At 72.6% G+C, this 13,779-nt stretch carries 15 protein-coding genes; 3 read left to right on the forward strand and 12 right to left on the reverse strand.

The genetic code is table 11. The features are described from left to right. Positions 1–96: 96 nt before the first annotated feature. Positions 97–1,596, reverse strand: coding sequence for an anthranilate synthase component I (locus ACX6XY_RS18015; RefSeq protein ID WP_460331710.1), 1,500 nt, complete (start codon positions 1,594–1,596; stop codon positions 97–99). An 11-nt stretch (positions 1,597–1,607) separates the two neighbouring features. Next, entirely contained in the window at positions 1,608–1,979 is a 372-nt protein-coding gene (gene hisI / locus ACX6XY_RS18020; RefSeq protein ID WP_460331712.1) for a phosphoribosyl-AMP cyclohydrolase, read from the reverse strand. A gap of 146 nt (positions 1,980–2,125) precedes the next feature. On the opposite strand from hisI, the gene ACX6XY_RS18025 reads away from it, so the two are divergent. Next, on the forward strand, positions 2,126–2,758 hold the full coding sequence (locus ACX6XY_RS18025; RefSeq protein WP_460331714.1) for a TIGR03085 family metal-binding protein: 633 nt from the start codon (positions 2,126–2,128) through the stop codon (positions 2,756–2,758). Between the two features lie 55 nt (positions 2,759–2,813). On the opposite strand, the gene ACX6XY_RS18030 is transcribed toward ACX6XY_RS18025, so the two are convergent. Both ACX6XY_RS18030 and ACX6XY_RS18035 read right to left on the reverse strand, forming a co-directional pair. Beyond that, positions 2,814–4,055, reverse strand: a complete 1,242-nt coding sequence (locus ACX6XY_RS18030) for an MFS transporter (protein WP_460331715.1) — start codon at positions 4,053–4,055, stop codon at positions 2,814–2,816. A 13-nt stretch (positions 4,056–4,068) separates the two neighbouring features. Further along, positions 4,069–4,656 (reverse strand): ArsR/SmtB family transcription factor, encoded by a 588-nt coding sequence (locus tag ACX6XY_RS18035; RefSeq protein ID WP_460331716.1) that lies wholly within the window; start codon positions 4,654–4,656, stop codon positions 4,069–4,071. Positions 4,657–4,774: 118 nt separating this feature from the next. Here ACX6XY_RS18035 and ACX6XY_RS18040 point away from each other — a divergent pair, with 118 nt between their 5' ends. Next, on the forward strand, positions 4,775–5,683 hold the full coding sequence (locus ACX6XY_RS18040; protein WP_460331718.1) for a ketopantoate reductase family protein: 909 nt from the start codon (positions 4,775–4,777) through the stop codon (positions 5,681–5,683). A gap of 136 nt (positions 5,684–5,819) precedes the next feature. Here ACX6XY_RS18040 and hisF read toward each other — a convergent pair whose 3' ends face one another. The 8 genes from hisF to hisD are packed head-to-tail and all read right to left on the reverse strand — an operon-like array spanning position 5,820 to position 11,640. Beyond that, positions 5,820–6,575 carry an imidazole glycerol phosphate synthase subunit HisF gene (gene hisF, locus ACX6XY_RS18045; protein ID WP_460331720.1) on the reverse strand — a complete coding sequence of 252 codons (756 nt, stop codon included), beginning with the start codon at positions 6,573–6,575 and terminating at the stop codon, positions 5,820–5,822. Further along, positions 6,572–6,976, reverse strand: a complete 405-nt coding sequence (locus ACX6XY_RS18050; protein ID WP_460331722.1) for a RidA family protein — start codon at positions 6,974–6,976, stop codon at positions 6,572–6,574. Before ACX6XY_RS18050 ends, hisF begins: the two co-directional genes overlap by 4 nt. Continuing rightward, a complete protein-coding gene (priA, locus tag ACX6XY_RS18055; RefSeq protein WP_460331724.1) occupies positions 6,973–7,707 on the reverse strand; it encodes a bifunctional 1-(5-phosphoribosyl)-5-((5-phosphoribosylamino)methylideneamino)imidazole-4-carboxamide isomerase/phosphoribosylanthranilate isomerase PriA in 735 nt (244 codons plus the stop codon). Before priA ends, ACX6XY_RS18050 begins: the two co-directional genes overlap by 4 nt. Continuing rightward, on the reverse strand, positions 7,707–8,363 hold the full coding sequence (hisH, locus tag ACX6XY_RS18060; RefSeq protein WP_460331726.1) for an imidazole glycerol phosphate synthase subunit HisH: 657 nt from the start codon (positions 8,361–8,363) through the stop codon (positions 7,707–7,709). Before hisH ends, priA begins: the two co-directional genes overlap by 1 nt. Then, a complete protein-coding gene (locus ACX6XY_RS18065) occupies positions 8,360–8,524 on the reverse strand; it encodes a hypothetical protein (protein WP_460331728.1) in 165 nt (54 codons plus the stop codon). The genes hisH and ACX6XY_RS18065 overlap by 4 nt, the downstream gene beginning before the upstream one ends. A gap of 4 nt (positions 8,525–8,528) precedes the next feature. Beyond that, on the reverse strand, positions 8,529–9,122 hold the full coding sequence (gene hisB, locus ACX6XY_RS18070) for an imidazoleglycerol-phosphate dehydratase HisB (protein ID WP_460331730.1): 594 nt from the start codon (positions 9,120–9,122) through the stop codon (positions 8,529–8,531). Next, entirely contained in the window at positions 9,119–10,303 is a 1,185-nt protein-coding gene (locus tag ACX6XY_RS18075; protein WP_460331732.1) for a histidinol-phosphate transaminase, read from the reverse strand. The genes hisB and ACX6XY_RS18075 overlap by 4 nt, the downstream gene beginning before the upstream one ends. Beyond that, positions 10,300–11,640, reverse strand: a complete 1,341-nt coding sequence (gene hisD / locus ACX6XY_RS18080; RefSeq protein ID WP_460331734.1) for a histidinol dehydrogenase — start codon at positions 11,638–11,640, stop codon at positions 10,300–10,302. Before hisD ends, ACX6XY_RS18075 begins: the two co-directional genes overlap by 4 nt. A gap of 410 nt (positions 11,641–12,050) precedes the next feature. Here hisD and ACX6XY_RS18085 point away from each other — a divergent pair, with 410 nt between their 5' ends. Continuing rightward, positions 12,051–13,628, forward strand: a complete 1,578-nt coding sequence (locus ACX6XY_RS18085; protein ID WP_460331736.1) for an oxidoreductase — start codon at positions 12,051–12,053, stop codon at positions 13,626–13,628. Positions 13,629–13,779 lie beyond the last annotated feature (151 nt).

A 13,779-nucleotide genomic window follows, 5' to 3' on the forward strand; every position in this document is an offset into this window, starting at 1 on the left:
GAACCCACCGCCTGGGGTGGCAGACCGGGAGGGAACGGGCGGTCAGGCCTCGTACGGCGGTCAGGCCTCGTACGGCGACCAGGCCTCGTACGGCGGTCAGGCCTCGTGCAGACGCCCGGCCGTGTGGACCGCGCGCAATACCGCCGCCGCCTTGTTGCGGCACTCGGTGTCCTCGGCGACCGGGTCGGAGTCGGCGACGACGCCCGCCCCGGCCTGGACGTACGCCGTGCCGTCGCGGAGCAGGGCGGTGCGGATGGCGATGGCGGTGTCGGAGTCGCCCGCGAAGTCCAGGTAGCCGACGCAGCCGCCGTACAGGCCGCGCCGCGAGGGCTCCAGCTCGTCGATGATCTGCATGGCGCGCGGCTTGGGGGCGCCGGACAGAGTGCCCGCCGGGAAACAGGCGGTCAGCACGTCGAAGGCCGTGCGGTCCGCGGCGACCTTGCCGGTGACCGTGGAGACGATGTGCATCACATGCGAGTACCGCTCGATGGACATGAAGTCGACCACTTCGACGGAGCCGGGCTCGCAGACCCGCCCGAGGTCGTTGCGCCCCAGGTCGACGAGCATCAGGTGCTCGGCGCGCTCCTTGGGGTCGGCCAGCAGCTCGTCGGCCAGCTCGGTGTCCTCGCGCGGTGTGGCGCCGCGCGGGCGGGTCCCGGCGATGGGGTGGACCATCGCCCGCCCGTCCTCGACCTTGACCAGCGCCTCCGGACTCGATCCGACGACGTCGAAGCCGTCGAACCGGAAGAGGTACATGTACGGCGAGGGGTTGGTGGCCCGCAGCACGCGGTAGACGTCCAGGGCGCTGGCACGGCAGGGCGCCTCGAACCGCTGCGAGGGCACCACCTGGAAGGCCTCGCCCGCGCGGATGCGCTCCTTGATGTCCTCGACGGCCGCCTGGTAGTCGGCGCCGCCCCACAGGGCGGAGAACTCCGGCAGTTCGGACGGCGGGAGCGCCGCCGGGTGCTGCGGCACCGGGCGCGCCAGGTCGGCCTGCATGGCGTCGAGCCGGGCGACCGCGTCGGCGTAGGCCTCGTCGACGCCGGTCTCCAGGTCGTTGTGGTTGATCGCGTTGGCGATCAGCAGCACCGAGCCGCTGAAGTGGTCCAGTACGGCGAGGTCGCTGGTGAGCAGCATGGTCAGCTCGGGAAGCCGCAGGTCGTCCCGCTCGCCGGGGCCGATCTTCTCCAGGCGGCGCACGATGTCGTACCCGAGGTAGCCGACCATACCGCCGGTGAACGGCGGCAGCCCGTCCTGGTCGGCGCCGACCAGGTCACGCGGGGTGTGCAGGGCCTCGACGGTGGCGCGCAGCGCGGTGAGCGGGTCCCCGTCGACGGGGACGCCGACGGGCGGGGCGCCCTGCCAGTGGACCCGGCCGTCCCGCTCGGTCAGGGTGGCGGCGCTGCGGACGCCGATGAAGGAGTAGCGCGACCAGGAGCGGCCGTTCTCCGCTGACTCCAGCAGGAAGGTGCCGGGACGCTCGGCGGCGAGCTTGCGGTAGAGCCCGACCGGGGTGTCGCCGTCGGCGAGCAGCCGACGGCTGACGGGGATGACGCGGCGGTCGGCGGCGAGTTTGCGGAACGTCTCGAGGTCCATGTCGGCCGACCCTACTGACCGAGCGGCAGCACGTCGGCGTCGAAGCAGGTGCGGTCGCCGGTGTGGCAGGCGGCGCCGACCTGGTCGACCTTGACGAGCACGGTGTCCGCGTCGCAGTCCAGGGCGACCGACTTGACGTGCTGCACGTGTCCTGAGGTGTCGCCCTTGACCCAGTACTCGCCGCGGCTGCGTGACCAGTAGGTGCAGCGCCCGGTGGTGAGGGTGCGATGCAGCGCCTCGTCGTCCATCCAGCCCAGCATCAGCACCTCGCCCGTGTCGTACTGCTGGGCGATGGCGGGGACGAGCCCGTCGGCGCCGCGCTTGAGGCGCGCGGCGATCTCGGGGGCGAGGCGGGTCGGCTGCTGGGGGGGCGTGCTGGTCATGCGCTCCATTGTGCGTGATGGGTCGGACACCTCGGGGCGCCGTCCGGTCACCAAGACGGCCTCGCGCCGCCTGCGTGTCGCATCCGTCCGGCGTTCGGGGCGTGGCAGCGTGGCAGACCGTACGGTACGGCCGTAGGCTTGCCGTCATGTCGACCCATGCCAAGCGTGAACGACTCCTCCTCGCCGATCTGTTGGAGGCCGCGGGCCCTGACGTCCCGACGCTGTGCGAGGGCTGGAACACCCGTGACCTGGCCGCGCACGTGGTGGTGCGCGAGCGACGCGCGGACGCGGCGGGCATCCTCATCAAGCCGCTCGCCGAACGACTCCAGCGGGTGCAGGCCGAGTTCGCCGACAAGCCGTACGAGGAGCTGATCCAGCTGATCCGTACGGGACCGCCGAGGTTCTCGCCGTTCAGCCTGAAGCAGGCGGACGAGGCGGCGAACACGGTCGAGTTCTACGTACACGGCGAGGACGTGCGCCGCGCCCAGAAGGACTGGACGCCGCGCGAGCTCGACCCGGTCTTCGCCGACGCCCTGTGGTCCCGGCTGGAGAAGGCGGCCCGTGTACTCGGCCGCAAGGCCCCGGTGGGTCTGGTGCTGCGCCGCCCGGACGGCCAGACGGCGGTCGCCCACAAGGGCACGCCGGTGGTGACGGTGACCGGCGAGCCGGGTGAGCTGACGATGTTCGCCTTCGGGCGGCAGGACGCGGCCGACGTACAGCGGGAAGGCGACGAGGACGCCATCGAGAAGCTACGCGGAGCGAAGCAACTCGGCCTCTGAGTCCGGGCGGCTCGGCCCCTGGCAACCGGTCCGGCGCTCTGCCGGGCGGCGGCCGTCAGCCGGGCAGCTCGGCGCGGCGCAGCGGCCGGGCCAGCAGGCCGATCACCCCGCCCAGGGCGCAGAGGACGCCCCCGGCCACGAACACCGGCCGGGTCCCCCAGGCGCCGATCGCGGCGCCGACGACGGGGTAGCACAGCGGGGGCAGCCCCAGCTGGAGGAGCACGGACACCGAGGTGGCCCGGCCCAGGTAGGCGGGGTCGCAGGCGGTCTGGAGCAGCGCCCCGGCCAGGGCTCCGCTCAGCCCGATCACCACCCCGATCGCCGCCGCGGCGGCCACGGCGAACGCCACGGATCCCGCGAAGGCGACGGCTGGGAGAGCCAGCGCTCCGGCGGTCAGCGCCCACGCCTGGACGCTTCCGGCGCGCGGTATCCGGCCCCGCAGGGTGAGCAGCAGCGAGGCCGCCCCGGCGCCCGCGCCGAATCCGGCGATGAGCCAGCCCAGGCCGGACGCGCCCCAGCCGCGCTCGTCGACGAGCAGCACCAGGCCGATGTTGGCGGGACCGGAGAAGCCCAGTTCGGCTACCGCGGTCGCGGCAACGAGCGGGGCCAGCACCCGGTGGCGGCGGATGTAGCGCAGCCCGTCGGCCAGTTGACGCCAGGCCGTGCCGTCGGCGGCGGCCGCTCCCCCGGTCCGGTCCCGGTCGGGCAGCGGGCCGATCCGTACGGCGAACAGCAGCGCCAGGGACAGGGCGAAGAGCCCACCGGCCGCGGCGAACGCCGCGGGGGTGCCGCCGAGCGCCACCGCGAGCCCGCCCAGCGGCGGTCCGGTGATCAGCGCGATCCGGGCCGCGATGCCGCGCATGCCCTGGACTCGGGCGAGTTGGCCGGGTCCGGTCAGGCGCGGCGGCAGCGCGCCGACGGCGGGCAGGAACAGCGCGTCGACCACGCCGAAGACCAGCGCGAGCACGACGAGTGACCACACGCCTGGTGTGGCGGCCAGCAGCAGCGCGGCGGCCGCGAGCACGACCAGGCAGCGCACGGCGTCGCTGCCGATGACCACCCGGCGCGGCCCGAACCGGTCGGCGATCACGCCGCCGCCGAGCATCAGCAGGGCGCGCGGGACCGCGCCGGCGGCGAGCACGAGACCGGCCCCTGCCGCGCTGCCGCTCTGGACCGCCGCCCAGGACAGGGCGACGAAGTAGAGGGCGTCACCGGCCGTCGAGGTGGCGTACGCGCCGAGCCAGCGCAGGACGTTGGCGTCGCGGTGCGCGGGCCGTTCGGCGGTGAGCGTGGTCACCGTGCGCCCCCCTTCAGGCCCGGAACGGGAAGCCGTACAGGTGCAGTGCGACGTTCTCGCGCCCCGCCGTGTCCCCGGCCGCTTCGGCGGCCCGCCCCCGGTCCCTGTATTTCTTGACCAGGGCGTCCAACTCGCCGGAGAACTCGGCTAGTTCGGTGGCGGTGAACCGGGGCAGATACTCGGAGTCGACGACGGCGCTGCGCCAGTCGGCGCTCCAGGACTCCACCTCGCCGAGGTGACGCCGGAAGAGGTCCGCGCGCTGCTCGAAGTAGAGATGCCGGAGCGCGGCCTGCGCGGCGAGCTTCTCCGGGGCGTCGCGGACGTCCTCGTGGCGGATGGTGACGCTCTCTTGCGCGGGCCGCCACCAGCGCTCGCGCCCGTCGGCCCGCTGCGGCTCGGCCTGCTCGATCAGTCCGTGCTCGGCGAGCTTGCGCAGGTGATAACTGACGAGCGAGACGGCCTCGCCGACCTGTTCCGCGAGCTGGGAGGCGGTGGCGGTGCGGGCCGTGTACAGCGCGCGGTAGAGCTGGATGCGCAACGGGTGCCCCAGGGCCTTGAGCGTGCCCAGATCGCTGATCCTGCGGGTCTCACGGTCGGCCATGCCACGACCCTAGATACGCAAGGAATATTGCGCAATAAAAACTGTGCAATTTGTATTGCGCGTCTCACATTTCGGATTCATGATCCACATAGTGGGAATGGTGTGGCAGCCTGCTGGCATGACCAGGACTTCAACGAACTCCGCGCCGTGGACCGTTGCCGTGCTCGGGCCCGGTGGGATCGGCGGGCTCGTCGGGGCGCTGCTGGCGCGTGCGGGGCACCGGGTGATCTGTCTGGCGCGCGAGGAGACCGCCGCCGCCGTCGCCGAGCAGGGGCTGACCCTGCGCAGCGGGGCGTTCGGCGACTTCACCATACGCGTGGAGACGGACACCCAGCTGCGCGAACCCGTGGACGCGGTGATCGTCGCGCCCAAGGAGACCGCGCTCCGGGCCGCGCTCGACCGCGTACCGCCGAAGGCGCTGGGCGACGCGCTGGTGGTGCCGCTGCTGAACGGCGTCGAGCACGCCGCCGTGCTGCGCGAGCGCTACCCGGCCGGGCAGGTCGTGCCCGGCACGATCCGGGCCGAGTCGACCCGCGTCGCACCAGCCGTCATCGAGCACGGCACACCGTTCGCGCGGATCGAGGTGGCGAGCGCTACGGCGGACCACGCGCGCGTGGCGGCGCTCGCGGCGGTGCTGCGCGGGGCCGGTTTCGACACGACTGTGCCCGAGGACGAGACCACGATGCTCTGGGGCAAGCTGTCGATGCTGCTGCCGCTGGCGCTGCTCACCACGCGGTACGCGGTCCCGATCGGCGGGGTACGGGGTGAGCACCGGGCGGAACTCCGCTCCGTGCTGGAAGAGTTCGAGCACGTCGCGCGGGGCGTGGGGGCCGAGGTCGACACCGGGGCGGTGCTGGCCTTCCTCGACGCCGCGCCGGAGGGCATGCGGTCCTCGATGCAGCGGGACGCCGAAGCCGGGCGGGCCCTGGAGATCGACGCGATCGGCGGTGCGCTGCTGCGGGCAGCCGCGCGGCAGGGGGTGGAGGTGCCGGTGACGGCGAGGTTGGTCGCGGCGCTGAGTGGTTGAGACCAGGGCTTGATCTTCCCCGGTCCCGCTCCTTCTTGTGACTGGGGCTCCGCCCCAGACCCCGCTTGTCCTCAAGTCCTCAAACGCCGGACGGGCTGAGATCTCAGCCCGTCCGGCGTTTGACGCGCGGGGGAAGTCACCGCACCGGGTGGCCCGCCTCCCGCAGGGTCTGCTTGACCTGGCCGATCCGCAGGTCGCCGAAGTGGAAGACCGACGCGGCCAGCACCGCGTCCGCGCCCGCCGCGATCGCGGGCGGGAAGTCGGCGAGCCGCCCCGCTCCCCCGGACGCGATCACCGGGACGCTGACGTGCTTCCGGACCGCCGTGATCATCTCGATGTCGTAGCCGTCCTTGGTGCCGTCCGCGTCCATCGAGTTGAGCAGGATCTCGCCCGCGCCCAGCTCAGCGGCCTGGTGGGCCCACTCGACGGCGTCGATCCCGGCGGACCGGCGGCCGCCGTGGGTCGTCACCTCGAAGGACCCGCCCTCGGTGCGGCGCGCGTCGACCGACAGCACCAGGACCTGCCGTCCGAAGCGCTCCGCGATCTCCCGGATCAGCTCGGGGCGGGCGATCGCGGCGGTGTTCACGCCGACCTTGTCGGCGCCCGCGCGCAGCAGCTTGTCGACGTCGTCGGCGCTGCGCACGCCGCCGCCCACGGTCAGCGGGATGAAGACCTGCTCGGCGGTGCGCCGCACCACGTCGTAGGTCGTCTCGCGGTCGCCGGACGACGCGGTGATGTCCAGGAAGGTCAGCTCGTCGGCGCCCTCGGCGTCGTACACCTTGGCCATCTCGACGGGGTCGCCCGCGTCCCGCAGGTTCTGGAAGTTGACGCCCTTGACGACCCGGCCGTCGTCCACGTCCAGGCAGGGGATGACTCGTACTGCCAGGGTCATGGCTGCTGCGCTCCTCGGAAGGCTTCCAGTTCCACTTCGACCAGGATGCGCGGGTCGACGAAGCCGGACACGACGACCATGGTCGTCACGGGGCGTACGGAGTCGAAGAACTCCCGGTGCGCCCGTCCCGCCGCGTCGACGTCGCGCGCGTGGGTCAGGTAGATACGGGTGCGGATCACGGACTCGGCGCCGAGTCCGAACTCGGCCGTCGCCGCCAGGGCGTGCGCGATGGCCCGCCGGGTCTGCTCGTACGGGTCGCCCTCGCCGTGCAGCACGCTGCCCTCGAAGGCGGTCGTCCCGCCGACCACGACCCGGTCGCCCGCCGCGACGGCGCGGGCGAACCCGAAGGACTCCTCCCAGGGGCTGCCGCTCTGCACCCGCCGGATGGCGCTGGAGGTCATGACGACACGGCCTCCAGCGCCTCTTCCAGCGTGAACGCCTTCGCGTACAGCGCCTTGCCGACGATGGAGCCCTCGACGCCCCGCGGGACGAGCGCGGCGATGGCCCGCAGGTCGTCCAGCGAGGAGACGCCGCCGGAGGCGACGACGGGGCGGTCGGTGGCCGCACAGACGTTCTCCAGCAGCTCCAGGTTGGGGCCCTGGAGGGTGCCGTCCTTGGCGATGTCGGTGACGACATAGCGGGCGCAGCCCTCGGCGTTGAGGCGCTCCAGGGTCTCGTAGAGGTCGCCGCCGTCGCGGGTCCAGCCGCGGCCGCGCAGGGTCGTGCCGCGGACGTCGAGGCCGACGGCGATCTTGTCGCCGTGCTCGGCGATGACCTTGGCGACCCACTCGGGGGTCTCCAGGGCCGCGGTGCCCAGGTTGACGCGGGTGCAGCCGGTGGCGAGCGCGGCCGCGAGGGTGTCGTCGTCGCGGATGCCGCCGGACAGTTCGACCTTGATGTCCATGGCCCCGGCGACCTCGGCGATCAGGGCGCGGTTGTCGCCGGTGCCGAACGCGGCGTCCAGGTCCACCAGGTGCAGCCACTCGGCCCCGGAGCGCTGCCAGGCCAGGGCGGCCTCCAGCGGGGAGCCGTAGGAGGTCTCCGTGCCGGACTCGCCGTGCACCAGGCGGACGGCCTGGCCGTCGCGGACGTCGACGGCGGGGAGCAGTTCGAGCTTGGAGGGGTTGGACATCAGAGCGTTCCGATCCAGTTGGTCAGCAGCTGGGCTCCGGCGTCGCCGGACTTCTCGGGGTGGAACTGGGTGGCCCACAGCGCGCCGTTCTCGACGGCGGCGACGAAGGGCTCGCCGTGCGTGGTCCAGCTGACGCTGGGGGCGCGCATCGCGGGGTTGGCGATCTCCAGCGACCAGTCGTGGACCGCGTAGGAGTGCACGAAGTAGTAGCGGGCGTCGGCGTCCAGGCCCGCGAACAGCCGGGAGTCGGCGGGGGCGTCGACGGTGTTCCAGCCCATGTGCGGGACGACCGGCGCCTTGAGCGGGCCGACCGTGCCGGGCCACTCGTCCAGGCCTTCGGCCTCGACGCCGTGCTCGATGCCGCGCGAGAACAGGATCTGCATGCCGACGCAGATGCCCATCACCGGGCGGCCGCCGGACAGCCGGCGCCCCACGATCCAGTCGCCGCGCGCCCGCCGCAGCCCGTCCATGCAGGCCGAGAAGGCGCCGACGCCGGGGACCAGCAGCCCGTCGGCGTTCATGGCCTTGTCGTAGTCGCGGGTGATCTCGACGTCGGCCCCGGCACGGGCCAGGGCGCGCTCGGCGGACCGTACGTTTCCGAAGCCGTAGTCGAAGACGACGACGCGCTTGGCGGCGGAGGCGCTCGGGGAACTCACTGGAAGGCCTCCAACCGGAGGATGCCCGCGCCGAGACACATCGCGGCGCCGATCGACAGCAGGACGACCAGGCTGGTGGACTGCTTCTGCTTCACGAAGGAGATCACTCCGCCGAGGAAGAAGAGCCCCACGAAGATGAGTGCGGTGGATACGCCGTTCATGGCTCTACAGCGCGCCCTTCGTGGAGGGGATCATTCCGGCGGCCCGCGGGTCGGGCTCGCACGCGTAGCGCAGGGCGCGGGCCAGGGCCTTGAACTGGCACTCCACGATGTGGTGCGCGTTGCGCCCGTACGGAACGTGGACGTGCAGGGCGATCTGCGCCTGCGCCACGAAGGACTCCAGGATGTGCCGGGTCATGGTGGTGTCGTACGCGCCGATCATCGGCGCCATGTTCTCCGGCTCGGTGTGCACCAGGTAGGGGCGCCCGGACAGGTCCACGGTCACCTGGGCCAGCGACTCGTCCAGCGGGACGGTGCAGTTGCCGAAGCGGTAGATCCCGGCCTTGTCGCCGAGTGCCTGCTTGAAGGCGGCCCCGAGCGCGAGCGCGGTGTCCTCGATGGTGTGGTGCGAGTCGATGTGCAGATCGCCGTCGGTCTTGACGGTCAGGTCGAACAGACCGTGCCGCCCGAGCTGGTCGAGCATGTGGTCGTAGAAGCCGACCCCGGTCGACACATCGATCTTCCCGGTGCCGTCGAGGTTGACCTCGACGAGGACGGAGGTCTCCTTGGTGGTGCGCTCAACACGGCCGATGCGGCTCATGCGCTCTGCTCCCTCTTGCTGCGGTTCTCGCCGCGTTCCGTCATCAGTGCGCGTACCGCTTCGAGGAACGCGTCGTTCTCGGCCGGGGTGCCCGCGGTGACCCGCAGCCAGCCCGGTACGCCGTTGTCCCGGACCAGGACGCCCTGGTCGAGGATCCGCCGCCAGGCGGTGTGACTGTCGTCGAACCGTCCGAACTGCACGAAGTTAGCGTCGGACTCGGTCACCTCGCAGCCCATCGCGCGCAGCTCGCTGACCAGCCGGTCCCGCTCCTTCTTGAGCTGGTCGACGTACCCGAGCAGCGTATCGGTGTGCTCCAGGGCGGCCAGCGCGGTGGCCTGCGTGACGGCTGACAGGTGGTACGGCAGGCGCACCAGCTGTACGGCGTCGACCACGGCGGGGTCGGCGGCCAGATAGCCCAGGCGCAGCCCGGCGGCGCCGAAGGCCTTGGACATGGTGCGCGAGACGACCAGGTTCGGGCGGCCTTCGAGCAGCGGCAGCAGCGAGGGCCGGTGGCTGAACTCGACGTACGCCTCGTCCACCACGACCAGCGAAGCCAAACCTTGATCAGCACGCGCGGCCTGGGCGGCCTCGTACAGCGCGCGGACCGTGTCGGCCTCGACGGCGGTGCCGGTGGGGTTGTTGGGCGAGGTGATGAAGACGACGTCTGGGCGGTGCTCGGCGATGGCCCGCTCGGCGGCCGCGACGTCGACGGTGAAGTCGTCGCGGCGCGGCCCGGAGATCCAGCCGGTGCCGGTGCCGCGCGAGATCAGCGCGTGCATCGAGTACGAGGGCTCGAAGCCGATCGCGCTGCGGCCTGGCCCGCCGAAGGTCTGCAGCAGCTGCTGGAGCACTTCGTTGGAGCCGTTGGCCGCCCAGACGTTCGCCGGGGTCAGCGGGTGGCCGCCGGTGCGGGTGAGGTAGCGGGCCAGCTCGGTGCGCAGCTCGACCGCGTCCCGGTCGGGGTAGCGGTTGAGGCCGCGGGCGGCCTCGCGTACCCGCTCGGCGATGCGCTCGACGAGCGGTTCGGGCAGCGGGTACGGGTTCTCGTTGGTGTTCAGCTGGACGGGGACGTCGAGCTGCGGCGCGCCGTACGGGGACTTGCCGCGCAGCTCGTCCCGGATCGGCAGGTCGTCGATGCGTACGGGGGAACCCTCTTGCCGGGGATCTCGCCGGGGATTCACTGGCCTGGCACCTTCCACCCGAACCTCGCCTTGATCGCGGCGCCGTGCGCGGGCAGATCCTCCGCGTCGGCGAGCGTGACGACGTGATGGGCGACGTCGGCGAGCGCGTCGCGCGTGTAGTCGACGATGTGGATGCCGCGCAGGAAGGACTGCACGGACAGACCCGAGGAGTGGCAGGCGCAGCCGCCGGTGGGCAGCACGTGGTTGGAGCCCGCGCAGTAGTCGCCCAGCGACACGGGGGCGTACGGGCCGACGAAGATCGCGCCCGCGTTGCGGACCCGCTCGGCGAGGGCCGCCGCGTCGGCCGTCTGGATCTCCAGGTGCTCGGCGCCGTACGCGTCCACGACCCGCAGGCCCTCTTCGAGGCCGTCGACCAGGACGGTGGCGGACTGCTTGCCCTGGAGCGCCGGGACGATGCGGTCGTCGATGTGCTTGGTCGCGGCGACCTGGGTGTCGAGCTCCTTGTCCACCGCGTCGGCGAGCTCGGCCGAGTCGGTGACCAGCACGGCCGCGGCCATCGGGTCGTGCTCGGCCTGGCTGATCAGATCGGCGGCGACATGGGCCGGGTCTGCGGTCGAGTCAGCGAGGACCGCGATCTCGGTCGGGCCCGCCTCGGCGTCGATGCCGATCCGGCCGGTGAAGTAGCGCTTGGCCGCGGCGACCCAGATGTTGCCGGGGCCGGTGACCATGGTGGCCGGTGCGCAGCCGTCGGGGTCGCCGGGCCGCTCGGTGCCGTACGCGAACATGGCGACGGCCTGGGCGCCGCCCGCCGCGTACACCTCGTCGATGCCGAGGAGCGCGCAGGCGGCCAGGATCGTCGGGTGCGGCAGCCCGTCGAACTCCTTCTGCGGCGGGGACGCGAGCGCCATGGACGGCACACCGGCCTCCTGCGCCGGAACCGCGTTCATGATCACGGAGGACGGGTACACCGACCGCCCGCCGGGCGCGTACAGACCGACCCGGTCGACCGGAACCCACTTCTCGGTCACCGTGCCGCCGGGCGCGACCTGGGTGGTGTGCGGGGCGCGGCGCTGCGCGCGGTGCACCAGCCTGGCGCGGCGGATGGACTCCTCCAGGGCGGCCCGCACCGTCGGGTCGAGGCGCTCCAGCGCGTCGGCCAGCGCGGCGGCGGGCACCCGTACCCGCTCCAGGCGGACGCCGTCGTACTCCTCCGCGTACTCGATCAGTGCCGCGGTGCCCCGATGATGCACGTCCTCGCAGATGGGCCGCACCTTCTCCAGGGCGGCCGCCACGTCGAACTCGGCACGGGGCAGCAGGTCGCGCAGGGCGCCGCCCTCGGGGAGGGCTTCGCCGCGCAGATCGATTCGAGAGATCACAGCCCTAATTCTCGCAGACTGCTCACCGGCACTGGTCGCCCGTATCACTGGCTGATACACGCACCGCGGGACCTCCCGCACCACTAGGGCGTGTTTCGGAAGTCCCTTCGTCGCCCGAAGGGCGGCCGCGCGGCGTCCGGTGCGTGCTCTCGGCGTGCCGGGTGCAGGCCCTCGTACTGGACGTACTTGGGTCTGCGTCCGGTGCGGCGAGAGTGCGTGCCGGGCGTCGCGCGGCAGAAGGGACTTCCGAAACACGCCCTAGCGTTCGCCTGGTCACTCAGTGGGCATCAACCGGGTGACGGCAGGGACCCACGGGACAGGGACCCACACAGGACGGGACCACAGGGCAGGACCGCAGAGCAGGACCGCAGAGCAGGGAACTGCGGGGAAACGGGGAGGGAAGAACGGCCGTGGTCGACAGGCGCACCGACGATCCGCCGGAAGGCCTCGGGCTGACAGCCGCCGAGGTGCTGATGTGGCAGGCGTTCCAGAACGGCAGCCGCTACGACCTGACCGTGGGCGACCGCGACGGGGACGATCCGCACGGCGGCCGCCGCTGGGGGCCCGAGCGCAGTGTGCGGGCCCGGATCCTCGCGCTGCTGCTGCTCGACGGGCCGCCCGCGCTGCCCGGCCGGGTGTCGTCGGTGAAGCTCAGGGGCGTGCAGATCACCGGCACGCTGGACGTGGCGGGCGGCGCGGTCACCCCGTACGTGGAACTGACCGGCTGCCGGTTCGAGAACGAGGTGCTGTTACCGGAGAGCCGTTTCACCACGCTGCGCCTGGTGAACTGCTCGATCCCGCGTCTGGAGGCGGCCCGGCTGCGCACCGAGGGCGACCTGCATCTGCCGCGCTGCCGGGTGCACCGGGGCATCCGGCTGACCGACGCCCAGATCGGCACCGACCTGCTGCTCAGCCAGGCCGTGCTGCACTGCGATCAGAGTCATCACGCGCTCCTGGGCGACGGCGTCACCGTGAGCCAGGACCTGCACGCCGAGCTGCTCAGGGCGGACGGCGAGATCAGTCTGCGCGGGGCGCAGGTGGGCGGCTCGTTCAGCCTGCGCGGCAGTCAGCTCGTACATCCGTACGGCGACCGGGCGCTCAACGCCCCGCAGCTCACGGTCGAGCACACCCTCTATCTGACGCCCGCCGCGGTCAGCAACCCCACGGTGACCGGCGGCTCGACCCCGGCGCGCGGCGTACGCGTACAGCGCTTCGAGTGCCACGGCGGCGTCCGCCTCGACGACGGCCGGATCGGTGAGGCGCTCGACCTCACCCAGGCCAGCTTCACGCTGGAGCGCGAGCAGGAAGTGTCGCTGCGCCGCATCCAGACGCCGGAGCTGCGCTTCCTCGGGGAGCGCCCGCAGCGCGGCACGGTGGTGCTCAACGGCGCCAAGGTGACCAACCTCATCGACAGCGCGGCCAGCTGGCCGGGTCCCGGCGGTCTGCGGATGGCCGGGTTCAGCTACGAGATCCTCATCCCGACCGGCAGCTTCCCGCTGAACCGGCGGCTGGCCTGGGTGGAGGCCGCCACGCCCGAGTACAGCCCGGAGCCGTACGAGAAGCTGGCCGCCGTGCTGCGCGGGAGCGGCGAGGACGCGGACGCCCGCGAGGTGCTGCTCGCCAAGCAGCGCCGCCGCCGCGAGACGCTGCCGCTGGCGGGCAAGGCCTGGGGGTACCTCCAGGACTGGACCGTGGCGTACGGGTACCGGCCGGGCCGGGCCGCGGTGTGGATGGCCCTGCTGTGGGCGGCGAGCGCGGTCGCCTTCTCGCGGCACGAGCCGCGGGAGCGCAAGCCGGGCGAGGGTCCGGCCTGGAACGCGTCGCTGTACGCCCTGGACGTGCTGGTGCCGGTGATCAACCTGGGGCAGCAGGGCGAGTGGCGGATGACGGGGTACTGGCAGTGGGCGACGGCGGTGCTGGTACTGCTGGGGTGGGTGCTGGCCACGACGGTGGCAGCGGGGGCCACCCGGTTGCTCCGGCGCGGCTGAGGCCGGGCTGACCGGGCGGGCGGGTGAGACGGGCTGACCGGCGTGGGCGCGACGGGCGGGGCTGACTTGGCTGAGGCTGACTTGGCCGGGGCTGACTTGGCTGGGGCGTGTCGCGTACGCACCGGTGCGCGGAATCGTTACGCCGAGCCGT

This window comes from Streptomyces sp. O3 (assembly GCF_054788135.1).